Here is a 15,405-nt window from a genome sequence, read left to right as displayed (position 1 = left end):
TCACCTCAACAGGGGGCATGTCCGGCGCCGGTTGCCCCTGGGCGGACATCGCCGACGATCGCCCTGCGCCGCATCGGCCATCGATACCCCGACAGGTCCTGAGAACCCCGACCGATTACACGATCAACGCTCAGGACGAGGCACTAGGCGATTTGGCGCCTACGCCGGACCAGCCGGTGGCTCATCACGATGAGCATTCCACCGAGGCCGAGCATGGTCAGTGCGACCGTGGCGTAGGTCGAGATCCGGCTGCCGGTGACGGGCAGCATGCCCTTACGGACCGTGATGCTTGCCGAGGCAGGAGAGCCTGGACCGGTTTCGATCGAGGTGGCGGCCGTCGTGTTGACCTTCTTCCCCGCGGTCTTGCCGGTGACGTTCACCGACACCGTGCAACTCTCGTTGGCGGGCAGGGTGGCTCCGGCCAGGCTGATGCTGCTGCCGCCGGACGTCGCGGTGACCGTGCCGGAGGCGCAGTTGGTCTGCGCGGCGTTGGGATTGGCGACTACCAGACCCGAAGGCAGGTTGTCGACGAAACCGACTCCGGTCAGCGACGTCGCCGGGTTGGGGTTGCGGAGGGTGAAGCGCAGGGACGTCGTCCCGTTCAGGGGGATGGTGTCGTCCCGGAATGCCTTGGCGAGCAACGGTGCTGCGACGGCGCCGACTGTGATGCTTGCCGAGGCAGGAGCACCGGGGCCGCTCTCGTTCGAGTCCACCGGGCCGCTCGTGTTGACCTTCGTTCCGCTGGTCGTAGCGGTGACGTTCACCGAGAACGTGCAGCTCCCGCCACCCGGCAACGTCGCGCCAGCCAGACTGATGCTGCTGCTACCGGCAGTGGCGGTGATCGTGCCACCACCGCACGAACCAATCAGACCATTCGGAGTGGCCACCACCAACCCCGCAGGCAGCGCGTCAGTGAAACCGACCCCGGTCAGCGGCGTATCCGCGTTGGGGTTGCTGAGGGTGAAACCCAGCGCGGTCGTCCCGCCAACCGGAATGGTCGCGTCATCGAAAGCCTTGGCGATCGTCGGTGGCGCGACGACCGCCGCGCCGACGGTGACGGTTGCCGAGGCAGGGGCGCCCGGACCACTCTGAACCGAGGTGACGGCGGTGGTGGTATTGACCTTCGTTCCGGTGGTTGTGCCGGTGACGTTGACTGACACGGTGCAGCTTGCGTTGGCCGGCAGGGTGGCGCCGAACAGGCTGATGGTGCTGCTCCCGGCAGTCGCAGTGATCGTGCCGGAGGCGCAGTCGGTCTCCGCGCCATTGGGAGTGGCGACCACCAGCCCCGCAGGAAGGTTGTCGACGAAGCTGACACCGGTCAGCGTCGTGTTCGCGTTGGGGTTGGTAAGGGTGAACTCCAGCGCCGTCGTTCCGTTGAGCGGGATGGTGGGGTCCTGGAATGCCTTGGCGATTGTCGGTGCTTCCGCAACCCTGACGGTGATGCTCGCCGCGGCGGGGGTGCCCGGGCCGCTCTCGTTCGAGTCCACCGGACTTGTCGTGTTGACCTTCGTACCGCTGGTCGTGCCGGTGACGTTCACCGAGAACGTGCAACTCCCACCAGCCGGCAACGTCGCGCCAGCCAGACTGATGCTGCTACTGCCGGCAGTGGCGGTGATCGTGCCACCACCGCACGAACCAGTCAGACCATTCGGAGTGGCCACCACCAACCCCGCAGGCAGCGCATCGGTGAAATTGACTCCGGTCAGCGGCGTGCTCGCGTTGGGGTTGCTGAGGGTGAAGCTCAGCGATGTCGTCCCGTCCGCGGCGATGGTCGTGGCCTCGAAGGCTTTGGAGATCGTCGGTGGTGTGGCGACGGCGACCGTGACGGTTGCCGACGCGACGGCGCCCGGGCCGCTCTCGTTCGAGTCCACCGGACTTGTCGTGTTGACCTTCGTACCGCTGGTCGTAGCGGTGACGTTCACCGAAAACGTGCAACTCCCACCAGCCGGCAACGTCGCGCCAGCCAAACTGATGCTGCCACTGCCGGCCGTCGCGGTGATCGTGCCACCACCGCACGAACCAGTCAGACCATTCGGAGTGGCCACCACCAACCCCGCAGGCAGCGCGTCAGTGAAACCGACCCCGGTCAATGACGTATCCGCGTTGGGGTTGGTGAGGCTGAAACCCAGCGCGGTCGTCCCGCCAACCGGAATGGTCGCGTCATCGAAAGCCTTGGCGATCGTCGGTGGCGCGACGACCTCCGCGCCGACCGTGACGGTTGCCGACGCGACGGCGCCCGGGCCGCTCTCGTTCGAGTCCACCGGACTTGTCGTGTTGACCTTCGTACCGCTGGTCGTAGCGGTGACGTTCACCGAGAACGTGCAACTCCCACCAGCCGGCAGCGTCGCACCAGACAGGCTGATGCTGCCACCACCGGCCGTCGCGGCGATCGTGCCACCACCGCACGAACCAGTCAGGCCATTCGGAGTGGCCACCACCAGCCCGGCGGGTAGCGCATCGGTGAAATTGACCCCGGTCAACGCAGTACCCGCGTTGGGGTTGGTGAGAGTGAAACTTAACGACGTCGTCCCGCCAACCGGGATCGTCGCAGCTTCGAAGGCCTTCGAGATGGTCGGGGGCGCGATGGATGCGGCACAGAACGGTCGCGTGATCGTGTTGTGGATCAGCGTGACGGCGCCGTTGCGGGCCAGTACCCGTCCGGCGACGGTGGCTCCCTCACCCAGAGTCGCCGACTGCAGCGCCAGGATGCTTCCGACGAAGACGGTCCGGGTGTTCAGGGTCGCCGAGCTGCTGACCTGCCAGAACACGTTGCACGCCTGGGCGCCGTTGACCAGGCTGACCCGGCTGTCAACCGCGGTGATCAGATCGGACCCCGCTTGGAAGATGAACACCGAGTTGGGATCGTTCTGCCCGTCCAACGTGACGGTGCCGGTCAGAGACATGGTGGCGGGTGACGTGTACACCCCGGCGACCAGGGTTTGCCCGCCGAGTTCGCCCACCGTGCTGGTCGTGGGCTCGGCCGCGGCGAAGTTGTACGCCGTGGTCAGATCGGACTGGGCCTGCATCGCTTCTGCGTCGCCGATGTGCGTGGCGCCGTTTACCACGGGAGCCCCGGTGACCGACGTGCCCGGCCAGACGCCCAGGTCCCCGTTGATGACCGAAGGACCGACGGGGGGCGGAACGTCGGTGACGGCCTGACCGGCCAACACCCCGTAGGTCTCGGCAGTCCCCAACGGCACCGGAGACTGGGCCCAGGCCGGCGCCCCCGCGACGCCGACAAGGATGGTCGTAGCGGCGACGGCCCCCGCCATCAGCATCGCAGTGGACCGACGACGCACGCGATACGCGAGCCAAACGGATCTCGACACGGATTCCCCCACCAATAAAGCCCGCCAGCGGGCAGAGATTCAGAACGCGAAAGCTGCACCGACGCTCGCGATGAGCAACCCAGAAGCCTCGGACCGGAGTGTAGCGGTGCAAACATGCTTCAAACCGACAAGATGCACTAAAACGGCAGTAACCAGATAGGTCCTCGTACCGCTCGTCCAGTCCTGCTGGCCGTGTCTCACAGCGAGGCCCGGCGTCGGAATCGGGCGTGCCACGTCGCATGAGGCCAACCCGGCGCTCCGTGGGAAGTGAGGCTGAGCAGCGCTTATGCACTTGCGCTGAGCTTCAGCAGGCGATCACAGCGACACACCCGTGCGACCGGGGTGCCTAGAAGGAGAAAAGTTGCAGGTCACCTGCCTGCAGAGCGACCTCCGAGGGCCCGCATTCAAGCAGATCGAACGCGGCTCAGCCGCATGGACGGCTGAGCCGGAATGCCTCGACGGCAGTCGGTCTCAGTAGGCGAGCAGGGCGATGAGGAGCGAGGACACCGCGGCGACCAGGAGCACCACGCCGGTGCCGAGCCCGACCACCGCGCTTACCGTCAGGGCGCGGGCCCGGGCCACGAAGATGGCCGCGATCGCCACCACAGTGACCAGCACGCCAACGACGTGGATCAGTGGGTAGTCGAGCAGCGCCGCCACGGGGAAGAGGTGCACGCCCACCACGAGGGCGACCCAGGGGGCGATCAGCTCACCGCGCCGCAGCAGGGTGAGCGCTCCGGCACCGAGCGCGGCGAACCCGAATTCGATACCGACGATGATGCCGAAGGTTCGGCTGGTGTCGGCGTCGAAGACCGTGCCGTCGGATCGGTGACTCCAACCGAGGAACACCCCGGCGGCAGCGGTGAGCAGTGCGAGAACCGAACCGGCGATGAGCACCGGCCGCCAGCGTCTCGGTGGCGCCTCCTGTGCCCAGCCGAACCAACTGGACGCGAAGAACCCGAAGACGAACGCCGTCACCGCCGCATCCCGGACATGTTCGGTCACCATTGCGCTCCCCGGATGCCGCTTGGGTCGACGACTGTCGTCGCCTGCCCGCCTGCCGCTTCACGGAGCAGCAGCCCATGACGCAAGAGATATTGCCCTACCGGGCCCGACGCGCGCAGGCGCCATTGTGCTGACGAGCCGGGGTTTCGACGCCAGGAGGCCCGGCGCGGAGGGTGGATCTCCGAGCCGGGCCTCCTGCATCGGATGGGTGTCAGCTGGTCACGCAGTTCGCCGACACGCCCGGGCCGGTGCCGGTGCCCTGGAAGCCGAAGTTGGTCGACTGCCGGCCGAGGACGCGTCCGTTGTAGCTCACGTTGGCGAATCGGACGGTGCCGCTGCTGCCGCTGGCCTGGGCGTTCCAGGTGTTGGTGACCGCGGAGCCGCCGGGCAGGTTGACGGTCACGGTCCAGCCGTTGATGTCCGACTGACCGGCGGTGACCGTCACGTTCGCGGTGAAGCCTCCGGACCACTGGTTGAGCTCCACCGACGCGGAGCAGCCGTCGCCGGCCGGCGGAGTGGTCGGCGGAGTGGTCGGCGGGGTTGTCGGCGGAGTGGTGGGCGGAGTGGTCGTCGGCGGCGTGGTGGTGGGCGGGTTGGGCGCGCCGTTGGCCAGGCTGAAGGCCAGTTCGGGCTGGAACGAACCGGCCGTGTAGCGGCAGCCGTCGGCCTCACCCGGCGGCTTCACCCACAGGTACGCGTCGATGTTGACGTCGCCGGTGTTCGTCGTCGGGTACTGCCCGATGCGCCGGTCGGTGTTGTCGTCACCGCACCAGTCCCCGCTGGCGCCGCCGTTGCGGCTGGTGTCGATGACCTGGCGCTTGCCCTGGATGCCCATGCCGTTGAGGGCGGAGATGACCGCCCGGCCGAAGTTCGCCTCGTTGGAGGTGGAGTTGTAGTTCGACACGTTGCTGAAGAAGCCGTCGGCGTACTGCACGCCGGCCGCCCGGAGCCGGTTGGCCGTCTCACCGGCGCTGTTCCAGGTGGAGTGGCCAGCGTCGAGGTACACCTTGGCGTTGGGGTTGGCCGATTTGATGGTTTGGGTGGCCGTCGAGATCGCCTGGTTGCGGGCGTTGATCTCAGCGGGGCTCAGGCACGTCAGCAGGGCGAGCGAGTCGGTCTCCAGGATGATCAGGACGGTCTGGTTGCCCAGTCCCCTGGCGAAGTTGGACACCCACGTCTGGTACTGGTTGAGGTCCGGCGCCCCACCAGCGCTGGCCCCGCCGCAGTCCCGGTTGGTGATCTCGTAGACCGCCAGCACCGGGATCTGCTGCGCCGCGTTGGCGGCGCCGATGAACCCGGAGACCTCGGACTGCACCGTCGACGGGTTGAAGTTGGCGAACCAGCGGGCCTGCGGCTGACTCGCGATCTTGTCGCGGATGACGGCGGTCCGCGAGTCGCCGGGGTTGGCGGCGACCCAGCGGACGACGGCGGAGTTCGGGTCGCGGTAGAGCGACCCGGACACGGTGCCGGCTGAGGCGCTGCCGACGGTGAGGCAGACGCCGACGGCGGCGGCGCCCGCGACAGCCGCCACGCTGGCGGCCACCGATCTGCGGCGGAGCGAGGAGAGGGTAGCCACGACGTGTTGCCTCCTGATCACATCCATGTATCCAAGTTTGTGGGAGCGTTCCCATGGACGGTAGCGGAGGCGCGCGTCACTGCCAAGACGTTCAGAGCGGTCGATGCGTCAATCAGCGGAGATCGGGCCGCGGCACCGGGTCGTCGATCGGCGTGCCGGAGCGGGCGGCCCGTTCGGTGCCCCAGTCGTAGAGCGCCTGAAGGACCGGTGCCAGGCTGCGACCCTCGTCCGTCAGGCGGTACTCGACGTGCGGCGGGACGGTGTGGTGGTCGTGCCGTGCGACGAGGCCGTCCGCTTCGAGCTCCCGGAGCCGCTGGGTCAGCATCTTCTCGCTCACGCCGGGCAGACGCCGGCGCAGCTCCCCGTACCGGTGCACGCCCTCCTTGAGGTACGCCAGAATCACCGTGCGCCACTTGCCGCCGAGCAGATCGACGGTCAACTCCACCGGGCAGCGGTACCGCTCGGCCATGGCCACCTCCTCGCCGGGTACGCACCGATCGGTGCGTACTTGATCATGGCATTCGGACGTGTTGAGCTGGTCCCATGGTCACCGAGTACATCAGGTACCGCCTCTCACCCGAGCGGCTGGACGGTTTCGAGGCCGGGTACGAGCGGGCAGCCGCCGCGCTGCGCGCCGCACCGCAGTGTGTCGACTACGAACTCATGCGCAGCGTGGCGGATTCCGACCGGTACATCCTGCGCATCACCTGGACGTCCGCCGACGATCACCTGCGCGGCTTTCGGGGCGGGCCGCACTTCGCCGCGTTCTTCGCCGAGATCCGCCCCTACGTGCAGGACATCGAGGAGATGACCCACTACGCGCCGACCCCCGTCACCGGGCCCGGCGGCGGCGCGCCACCCACGCTGTACGAATGGGCCGGCGGTACTGACGCGTTCCTCCGGCTGTGCGACGCGTTCTACCGACTGGTGCTCGCCGACGACCTGCTGGCGCCGCTGTTCGCAGGGTTGGAACCCGACCACGCCCGGCACGTGGCGACATGGCTGGCCGAGGTTTTCGGCGGCCCGGAGACGTACAGCGCCAGGCGCGGCGGCTATCCGGCCATGCTGAGCCGCCACCTCGGCAAGGCCATCACCGAGCCACAGCGGCGGCGCTGGGTCAACCTGATGATGGACGCCGCCGACGAGGTGGACCTGCCCGCCGACCCTGAGTTCCGGGCCGCGTTCGTCGGCTACCTCGAATGGGGCACCCGGCTGGCGCTGAGCAACTCGCAACCCGGCGCGACCCCGCCGCGCAGAGCCCCCGTACCGCACTGGGGTTGGGGAGTGGCGCCGCCGTACCAGGGCTGACCGGGCGCCTCAGCAGCTCGGTCGGGCCGGGCCGCACCGCCGCTGGTCGCGGAACTGACCCCGACCGCGCCGTTCGGCCCGGTCACACCCGGACCAACCCCAGCGCGCGTACGTCGACTGCCGCGTCCGGACCGTAGGACTCGGCGAGGCGGCGCTGGAAGACGTCGGCGTGCACCGAGTATTCCTGCGGGCCCTCGACCTCCAGCACGTGTGCCGCCAGGACGCAGCCCACCTGTGCGGCGCGTTCGATGGGCAGGTCGGCGGCGAGCGCGGCGAAGAAGCCGGCCCGGAAGCCGTCGCCGACACCGGTCGGGTCGACGATGCCACCCACCCGCGCCGCCGGCACCAGGACGTCGCCGTCCTGGCTGGTGATCCGTACCCCGTTGGCGCCCAGGGTCACGACCCGCGCACCCACCCGGCGCAGGATGTCGTCCTCGCTCAGCCCGGTCTTCGACTCCAGCAGCGCCGCCTCGTACTCGTTCGTCAACAGGTAACGAGCGCCGTTGATCATCGCCTCGATGTCGGCCGCCGGCATCCGGGCCAACTGCTGCGACGGGTCGGCGGCGAAGGGCAGGCCCAGTCGACGGCAGGCGGCGGCGCGGGCGAGCATCGTGTCCGGGTTCTCCGCGGCGACGATGACGAGCCCGAGCCCACCGGCCCGGGCGGCCACACCGTCGAGGCTGATCCGGTCGGGCTCGCCCATCGCGCCGGGATAGAACGACGCGATCTGGCAGAGGTCGGTGTCGGTGGTGCAGATGAACCGGGCGGTGTGCGCGACGGAGCTGACCTGCACCTCCGAGCAGTCGACCCCGTGCCGCTCCAGCCAGCTGCGGTAGTCGCCGAAGTCGCCGCCGACCGCGCCGAGCAGCACCGGCCGGTGCCCGAGTTGGGCGAGCCCGTAGGCGATGTTCGCCGCGACCCCGCCGCGTCGGACGACGAGATCGTCGACGAGGAACGAGAGCGAGACGGTGTCGAGGCTCCCGGCGATGAATTGCTCGGCGAACCGCCCCGGGAAGCGCATCAGATGGTCGGTCGCGATCGAGCCAGATACGGCGATCATGCGGGACGGCCCTCTCAGTAGCGGTAGTGGTCGGGCTTGTAGGGGCCTTCGACCGGGACGCCGAGGTAGTTGGCTTGTTCCTTGGTCAGCTCGGTGAGGCGGACACCCAGCGCGGCGAGGTGGAGTCGGGCGACCTTCTCGTCCAGGTGTTTGGGGAGGGTGTGCACCCCGACGGGGTACTGGTCGGTGCTGGTGAACAGCTCGATCTGCGCGATGGTCTGGTTGGCGAAGCTGTTCGACATCACGAAGCTCGGATGCCCGGTGGCGTTGCCGAGGTTCAGCAGCCGACCCTCCGACAGCACGATGATCGAGTGGCCGTCCGCGAACCGCCACTCGTCCACCTGCGGCTTCACGGTGATCCGTTCGACGTCGTCGCGTTTCGCGAGGCCGGCCATGTCGATCTCGTTGTCGAAGTGACCGATGTTCCCGACGATCGCCTGGTGCTTCATCCGCGCCATGTGCTCGTTGGTGATCACGCTGAAGCAGCCCGTGGCGGTCACGAAGATGTCCGCGGTCTCGACCACGTCGTCGATGGTCGCGACCTGGTAGCCGTCCATCGCCGCCTGGAGGGCGCAGATCGGGTCCACCTCGGTCACGATGACCCGCGCCCCCTGACCACGCAGACTCTCGGCGCATCCCTTGCCCACGTCGCCGTAGCCGAACACGACGGCGACCTTCCCGCCGATCAGGACGTCGGTGGCCCGGTTGATCCCGTCGATCAACGAGTGGCGGCAGCCGTACTTGTTGTCGAACTTGCTCTTGGTCACCGAGTCGTTCACGTTGATCGCCGGGAAGAGCAGGGTGCCCGCCTGCTGCATCTCGTAGAGCCGGTGCACGCCGGTGGTGGTCTCCTCGGTCACCCCCTTGATCCCGGCGGCGACCCGCGTCCAGCGGCGGTTGTCCTCCCGCAGCGACCGGGTCAACACACCGAGGATGACCTCGTACTCCTCGGAGTCCGCGCTCTCCGGCGACGGGACCGCCCCGATCGCCTCGAACTCGGCTCCCTTGTGCACCAGCAGGGTGGCGTCGCCGCCATCGTCGAGGATCATGTTCGGGCCCTGCCCGTCCGGCCAGAGCAGCACCTGCTGGGTGCACCACCAGTACTCGTCGAGGGTCTCGCCCTTCCAGGCGTAGACCGGCACCCCCGCAGGCGCGTCCGGCGTGCCGGTCGGGCCGACCACCACCGCCGCCGCCGCGTGATCCTGGGTCGAGAAGATGTTGCAGGACGCCCAGCGGACCTGCGCGCCGAGCGCCACCAACGTCTCGATCAACACCGCCGTCTGAATCGTCATGTGCAGCGAGCCGGTGATCCGCGCACCCTTCAACGGCTGCCGCGAGGCGAACTCCCTCCGGATCGACATCAAACCCGGCATCTCATGCTCGGCCAGCTCGATCTCCTTACGCCCGAAGGCCGCCAACGACAGATCCGCCACCTTGAAATCGCTGAAGTTGCCAGTCATGCCGGCACCCTCCCCCACCCGCGTCGAGGACCGTTGGAGTCCCGTTCAACCGTGCTCGGGGCTCCGCACACCGGGCCACCCCGGGCCCGGGTGCGGAGCGAGCGCCGTCAGGAGTTGCGGCTGGCCGGGTCGACCCGCGCGTACGTGAGCAGGTCAGCCATCGTGAACTGGCCCGCGAAGCGGGCCGGCAGGGTCGGACGCCAGTTGGGCTGCACCTTCAGGTAGCTGCCCGGGTCGAGCTGGGCGACGCCGATGAGCACCTCCGCCACGATCCGCCCACCGACGGCACCCAGTGAACCGCCGCCGGCCTGCAGTTGTGCCTCCTTGAGGATGTAGTAGAAGAGCGGGGTGTTGGCGTCCAGGCCGAGGCCGTACCCACTGAGCTCCGGGAAGTTGAAGCTGCCGAGTGCGGGCGCGCCGATGTATGCGGCGATCCGCTGGCCCGACGGGATGCCGAAGGTGAGCTGACGGAGCAGGTCGCGGCCGAGCAGGTTGGCCGACGGCGAGCCGGACGGCGGCGGTGGCAACGGAAAGCCGAACAGCGGCGTGGAGTTGCGTACGTCGATCCACTTGCTCCACCGCACCTGGCCGTCGAAGAACTGGAACCAGAACTGGTGGTCGAGGTAGCGGCGGGCGGCCCGTTTCCCGCCGCGCAGGTCGGCCGGGTCGGCACCGCCCAGCGCGGAGTCGAAGAGCATGGCGTAGAACTCGTCACCGCCGTTGCCGGTGCGGTTGACCAGGTAGGCCGGTCGTGGCTGGCTGTGGCCGAAGCGGAACGCCGCGGCGGTGAACTCGACCGGGATGAACGTCGCGTTCGGCTCCGGCCGGTAGAAGCGGCGGCCCCCGCTGAGCACGCTGGAGACCGGACCCGGGCCGGCGATCAGCGGGAGGAACTCGTTGAGCACGATCCACTGGTAGTGCCAGGTGACGAGTTGCCGGGCGGTCGCGAAGACCTGTGACGCCGGTGTTCCCTGTGCGCGCACCAGGTCGACCACCCGGTTGTGGAAGAGGATGAACGCGGCCGTGATCTGCGCGATCGGCAGGTTCTCGTCGTTGCGGGGGTCGAAGACGATTGCGCTGCCGTTGGAGTTGCGCGGCAGGTCCTCGAAGCGCCCACCCGATTCGATCTTGAGCTTGGCGGGATCGGTCGAGTTGTAGAGCTGCGGGCTTCCGGTCGGCCCGGCACCGTAGAGCGAGTCGAGGTCGAGGGCGGGCGTCCGGGGGTTGGGCACCGTGGTCGGGTCGACCGGCGTGCCCAGCGGCGCGGTCGTCTCGAAGGCCAGGTCGTGGTCGACGAACTGGCCAAAATACGTCATGCCCTGCGGGATCGAGAAGTTGTCGGGGTTGTTGATGCTGTGCTGCTGCAGGTCGGAGAGCGCCTCGGCCCCGACGCTGAGCGGGTCGCGTGCGTCCATCGGGCCACCGACGCGGGACAGGTCGATCAGCGCGTTACGCATCTGGGTCGTGGCAGAGCCGAACGCCGGCAGCGACGGGAACATCCGCCCGAACCGGTTGGAGAACGCGGCGGCCGCGGGCGCCGCGTCGAGCAGGACCCCTCCGGTGCCGGCGACGAGCGCCCCCGCGCCGACTCCGGCCAATAATCGCCGTCGGCTGACACCTCGAGAAGCGTTGTCATTTGCCATGTCGGCCACCTTCCGTCCGCAGGCGCCCGCGTGGACGCACGGGCCGTAAACCCGCGAACCGGCAGCAGTGTGAACCCCTCGGTTAGTGGCGCTCTGGAGCCTCGGTGGTGTCCGGCTGGAGGCCGGTGAGCATGGTGTCGACCAGGGAGGTGTCATGTTTCGCGGCGCGGAACAGCGGGTGGTCGAGCGTCGATCGGAGGAAGTCGCGGGTGGTGGCCACACCCGGCCCTTCGACGGCGCACTCGTCCAGGGCGCGGGCCATCCGGGCCACCGCCTGGGTACGGTCGGGCGCCCAGACGACCACCTTCGCGAGGAGTGAGTCGTAGTCGGCCGGCACCCGGTACCCGGCGTACCCGTGCGTGTCGACCCGGACGAACGGGCCGGCGGGCAGGTCGAAGCGGGTCAGCTCGCCCGGTGTCGGCACGAAGCCGCGCGCCGGGTCCTCGACGTTGAGGCGGCACTCGATCGCCGTGCCTCGGGGTGTCACGTCCGCCTGGTTCAGCGCGAGCCGCTCGCCGGCCGCGACGAGGATCTGTTGCCGCACCAGGTCGACGCCGGTCACCAACTCGGAGACCGGGTGCTCGACCTGGAGCCGGCAGTTGACCTCCATGAGGTGGAAGTCGTCCCCACCGCCCACCAGGAACTCGAACGTGCCCGCACCGACGTAGCCGACGCCGAGCGCGCCGGTGACCGCGGCGGCGGTCATCCGGTCGACCATGTGGTGCGGCAATCCGGGCGCGGGCGACTCCTCGATCAGCTTCTGGTGACGGCGCTGCACCGAGCAGTCGCGCTCGCCGAGGTGGATGCCGTTGCCGTAGCGGTCGGTGAGCACCTGCACCTCGACGTGCCGGGCCGATTCGAGGTAACGCTCGATGTAGACCCGATTGTCGCCGAAGAGCAGCTGCGCCTCGGCCCGCGCGGCGGCGAACTCCCCCAGGAACGCGCCTGGGTCGCGGACCACCCGCACCCCCCGGCCGCCACCACCCGCGACCGCCTTGATGATCAGCGGGAAGCCGATCTCCGCTGCTACCGCGCGGGCGTGCGCCGCCGACTCGACGGCGTCGGTGGTGCCGGGGAGCACCGGCAGGCCGAGGCCCGCCATGATGCCCCGCGTCCGGGCCTTGTCGCCCAGCGCGGCCATCACGGCGGGCGGCGGCCCGATGAACGTGATCCCGTCGGCCGCACAGATCTCGGCGAAATCCGGGTCCTCGGAGAGGAATCCGTAGCCCGGATGGATCGCGTCGGCTCCCGTGCGGCGGGCCGCTTCGATGATGGCCGGGGCGCTCAGGTAGCTGCGCCGACTCGGACCCGGCCCGATCTGGACGGCTTCGTCGGCCAGGCGCACCACCGCCGAGTCGCGGTCAGCGGTCGAGTAGACCGCCACGGTACGCAGCCCCATCTCGCGGCAGGTCCGTGCGATCCGGACCGCGATCTCGCCCCGGTTGGCGATCAGCACCGACTCGAACACTGTCAGCCCTCCGAGACAGCTAAGGCGATCAACCGTTCGCCGTACTCGACCGGGGTCGCGTTGGGCACCAGCACCTTCACGACCTCGCCCGCGCGGTCGGCTTCCACCGGGATCATCATCTTCATCGCTTCGAGGATCGCGACCTGTTGGCCGGGGATGACCTGATCGCCCTCGCGGACGAACGGATCAGCGCCGGGCGACGGCGCGAGGTAGAGCGTCGCGACCATCGGCGCGCACACGTAGTGCAGACCGGCGTCGGCCTCCACCGGCGCAGCCGCCGGGACCATCGCCACCGCAGGTGCGGCCTCCGGCCACTCCACCTCGACCACCAGATCGCCGTGCTGGAGCCGGGCACGGCGGACCGGGCCTGGCGTCGACCCGATCAGCCGCGCGAGACTGCGGACCGCGGCATCCAGCGGGTCGGCGTTAGCCTCCGACATTCGTCAACCCTCCGATCTGTCGGAAGCGGGCCCGGCGATGGGCCCGCACCTCCTCGCGGTTGAGACCGACCAACTCCGCCAACGCGTCGACAACCGCCCGGTGTACGGCCGACGCGGTCGCACCGGGATCGGCCGGCGCCCCGCCGGGTGGTTCGGGGACCACCCCGTCGACGACGCCGAGCGCGAGCAGGTCGCCGGCCTGGAGCTTGAGCTGCGCGGCTGCCTCGTCGGCCCGACCGGAGTCGTTCCAGAGGATCGCGGCGCAGCCTTCCGGGCTGATCACCGAGTACGTCGCGTTGGCGAGCATCAGCACCCGGTTGCCGACACCGAGGGCGAGCGCGCCCCCGCTGCCACCTTCGCCGGTCACGACCGCGACGACCGGCACCGTCAGCCCGGCCATCAGCCGGATGTTGTCGGCGATGGCGAGGGCCTGGCCGTTCTCCTCGGCCGAGATGCCGTGGTATGCGCCCGGCGTGTCGATCAGCGTCACGATCGGCGTACCGAGCTTCTCGGCCAGGCGCATCAGCCGGGCCGCCTTGCGATAGCCGGCCGGTGTCGCCATGCCGAAGTTGCGGCTCGCCACCTCGGCGACCGTGTGGCCCTTCTGGTTGCCGATCACCACGGCTGGCCGGCCGTCGATCAGGCCGACCCCGCCGACGATCGCCGGGCAGTCGCTCGCGAGCCGGTCCCCGTGCAGCTCGACGAAGCCGTCCACGAAGTGACCGATGTAGTCCAGCGTGGATGGTCGACCGAGATCGCGGGATCGGGCCACGACCGCCCACGGGTCATCCGGATCCGGGGGCGCGCTCGCCCGTACCCGGTAGGAATCCGGCGCGGGGCGCTCGGCCCCCGCGAAGGCCAGCAACCGGCCGATGGTCGACCGCAGGTTCGACCGGGGCACCAGGTCGTCGAGCATGCCGCGGGCGAAGAGGTACTCCGCGGTCTGGAAGCCGGCCGGCAGCGGCTGGCGCAGCGTCTGCTGGATGACCCGCGGCCCGGCGAAGCCGAGACGCGCACCGGGCTCGGCGAGGATGACGTCGCAGAGCGTCGCGAACGATGCCGCGACGCCACCGTAGGTCGGGTCGCTGACCAGCGAGATCGTCAGCACTCCGGCCTCGTCGAGGGCCTCGAGCGCCGCGCTGGTCTTGGCCATCTGCATGAGCGACAGCACGCCCTCCTGCATCCGGGCGCCGCCGGAGGCGCTGACGATCAGCAGCGGCGTACGGGTCTCGAGCGCAAGCTCGGCCGCCCGGGTGATCCGCTCGCCGACACCCGAACCGAGGCTGCCGCCGAGGAACCGGAAGTCCATGACAGCCGCGATCAACGGCTGCCCCTCGACCGTGCCCCGGACGCAGACGACTGCCTCGTCGAGGCCGGTACGCCGGCGGGCGGCCTCGATCCGTTGCGGATAGGGCACGGTGTCGACGAACCCGAGCGGGTCGCCGAACGCGCCGACCGGGGCCAGCTCCTCAACCGAGTCGAGATCGAAGAGCTGCTCGATCCGCTGGTGTGCGGTGACCTGGTCGTGGTGGTCACACTCCGGGCAGACACCCAGGTTGCGCTCGACCCGGCGCTGGTAGAGCAACGCCCGGCAGCCCGGGCAGATCAGCCAGCTCTTACCGACGGGTGTGTTGACGGTGGCGGTCATGACTGCCCGCGTTCGGCCGCGGCCTTCTCCACGATCTCCCGGATGCGTGCCTGTTGCTCGCGTGTGGTCCGGTTGAGGTGTGCGGTCATGGCCTCGTCGTCGGCGTGCCCGCCCGGGCGCATCTCGAAGTCCTGCACCCACCGCATCCGCACGCCGCCGTCCGGGATCTCGGTGTACTCCCAGAACAGGTTCATGTACTTGAAGGCGCCGGTCTCCAGCCGCCGTGCCCGCACCACCCGCTCGCCGTGGTCGGGCACCCGCTCGGAGACCCAGCTCCAGACCCGGCCGGCCGGATCGGGGTGCATCGTCAGGCGGAAGACGACAGCGCCGTCGGCGGACGTCGAGAGCACTTCCGTGCTGGCGTACTCGCTGAACAGGGAGGGCCAGTTCGGCACGTCGTTGGTCAGGTCCCAGACCAGGTCGAACGGTGCGTTGATGACAACGGCGTTGTCCGTGTGTCCGGCCATG

At 69.3% G+C, this 15,405-nt stretch carries 12 protein-coding genes; 1 reads left to right on the top strand and 11 read right to left on the bottom strand.

The window, feature by feature from the left end; translation table 11 throughout:
* Positions 1-143: 143 nt before the first annotated feature.
* From EV382_RS32950 to EV382_RS28530, 4 genes are all read right to left on the bottom strand, one after another.
* Positions 144-3,341: a DUF7933 domain-containing protein gene (locus EV382_RS32950; RefSeq protein WP_165435880.1), complete on the bottom strand. Its 3,198-nt coding sequence runs from the start codon at positions 3,339-3,341 to the stop codon at positions 144-146.
* A gap of 459 nt (positions 3,342-3,800) precedes the next feature.
* Positions 3,801-4,337, bottom strand: a complete 537-nt coding sequence (locus EV382_RS28540) for a hypothetical protein (RefSeq protein ID WP_130406919.1) — start codon at positions 4,335-4,337, stop codon at positions 3,801-3,803.
* Between the two features lie 208 nt (positions 4,338-4,545).
* Positions 4,546-5,937: a glycoside hydrolase family 6 protein gene (locus EV382_RS28535; RefSeq protein ID WP_130406917.1), complete on the bottom strand. Its 1,392-nt coding sequence runs from the start codon at positions 5,935-5,937 to the stop codon at positions 4,546-4,548.
* A gap of 85 nt (positions 5,938-6,022) precedes the next feature.
* A complete protein-coding gene (locus tag EV382_RS28530) occupies positions 6,023-6,379 on the bottom strand; it encodes a winged helix-turn-helix transcriptional regulator (RefSeq protein ID WP_130406915.1) in 357 nt (118 codons plus the stop codon).
* Positions 6,380-6,453: 74 nt separating this feature from the next.
* Here EV382_RS28530 and EV382_RS28525 point away from each other — a divergent pair, with 74 nt between their 5' ends.
* Complete coding sequence (locus tag EV382_RS28525; RefSeq protein ID WP_130406913.1) at positions 6,454-7,218, top strand: group II truncated hemoglobin; 765 nt, start codon at positions 6,454-6,456, stop codon at positions 7,216-7,218.
* Between the two features lie 82 nt (positions 7,219-7,300).
* Here EV382_RS28525 and EV382_RS28520 read toward each other — a convergent pair whose 3' ends face one another.
* The 7 genes from EV382_RS28520 to EV382_RS28490 form a co-directional block, all read right to left on the bottom strand.
* Complete coding sequence (locus EV382_RS28520; RefSeq protein ID WP_130406911.1) at positions 7,301-8,278, bottom strand: carbohydrate kinase family protein; 978 nt, start codon at positions 8,276-8,278, stop codon at positions 7,301-7,303.
* Positions 8,279-8,292: 14 nt separating this feature from the next.
* Entirely contained in the window at positions 8,293-9,738 is a 1,446-nt protein-coding gene (gene ahcY / locus EV382_RS28515) for an adenosylhomocysteinase (protein ID WP_130406909.1), read from the bottom strand.
* Positions 9,739-9,845: 107 nt separating this feature from the next.
* Positions 9,846-11,336, bottom strand: a complete 1,491-nt coding sequence (locus tag EV382_RS28510) for a peroxidase family protein (protein ID WP_165435879.1) — start codon at positions 11,334-11,336, stop codon at positions 9,846-9,848.
* 127 nt (positions 11,337-11,463) lie between these two features.
* A complete protein-coding gene (locus EV382_RS28505) occupies positions 11,464-12,849 on the bottom strand; it encodes an acetyl-CoA carboxylase biotin carboxylase subunit (RefSeq protein WP_130406904.1) in 1,386 nt (461 codons plus the stop codon).
* A 2-nt stretch (positions 12,850-12,851) separates the two neighbouring features.
* A complete protein-coding gene (locus tag EV382_RS28500) occupies positions 12,852-13,289 on the bottom strand; it encodes an acetyl-CoA carboxylase biotin carboxyl carrier protein (protein ID WP_130406902.1) in 438 nt (145 codons plus the stop codon).
* Positions 13,276-14,937 (bottom strand): acetyl-CoA carboxylase, carboxyltransferase subunit beta, encoded by a 1,662-nt coding sequence (accD, locus tag EV382_RS28495; protein WP_130406900.1) that lies wholly within the window; start codon positions 14,935-14,937, stop codon positions 13,276-13,278. Before accD ends, EV382_RS28500 begins: the two co-directional genes overlap by 14 nt.
* Complete coding sequence (locus EV382_RS28490) at positions 14,934-15,404, bottom strand: SRPBCC family protein (protein ID WP_130406898.1); 471 nt, start codon at positions 15,402-15,404, stop codon at positions 14,934-14,936. The genes accD and EV382_RS28490 overlap by 4 nt, the downstream gene beginning before the upstream one ends.
* Position 15,405: the final 1 nt, after the last annotated feature.

Source organism: Micromonospora violae (assembly GCF_004217135.1).
Taxonomy (GTDB): domain Bacteria; phylum Actinomycetota; class Actinomycetes; order Mycobacteriales; family Micromonosporaceae; genus Micromonospora; species Micromonospora violae.
This window is presented reverse-complemented; position numbering and strand designations above follow the sequence as displayed.

Excerpts from the sequence above, each read along its gene's own strand:
- EV382_RS28540 (WP_130406919.1), bottom strand. The coding sequence starts at position 4,337 with ATGGTGACCGAACATGTCCGGGATGCGGCGGTGACGGCGTTCGTCTTC.
- EV382_RS28535 (WP_130406917.1), bottom strand. The coding sequence starts at position 5,937 with ATGGATGTGATCAGGAGGCAACACGTCGTGGCTACCCTCTCCTCGCTC.
- EV382_RS28530 (WP_130406915.1), bottom strand. The coding sequence starts at position 6,379 with ATGGCCGAGCGGTACCGCTGCCCGGTGGAGTTGACCGTCGATCTGCTC.
- EV382_RS28525 (WP_130406913.1), top strand. The coding sequence starts at position 6,454 with ATGGTCACCGAGTACATCAGGTACCGCCTCTCACCCGAGCGGCTGGAC.
- EV382_RS28520 (WP_130406911.1), bottom strand. The coding sequence starts at position 8,278 with ATGATCGCCGTATCTGGCTCGATCGCGACCGACCATCTGATGCGCTTC.
- ahcY (WP_130406909.1), bottom strand. The coding sequence starts at position 9,738 with ATGACTGGCAACTTCAGCGATTTCAAGGTGGCGGATCTGTCGTTGGCG.
- EV382_RS28500 (WP_130406902.1), bottom strand. The coding sequence starts at position 13,289 with ATGTCGGAGGCTAACGCCGACCCGCTGGATGCCGCGGTCCGCAGTCTC.
- accD (WP_130406900.1), bottom strand. The coding sequence starts at position 14,937 with ATGACCGCCACCGTCAACACACCCGTCGGTAAGAGCTGGCTGATCTGC.
- EV382_RS28490 (WP_130406898.1), bottom strand. The coding sequence starts at position 15,404 with ATGGCCGGACACACGGACAACGCCGTTGTCATCAACGCACCGTTCGAC.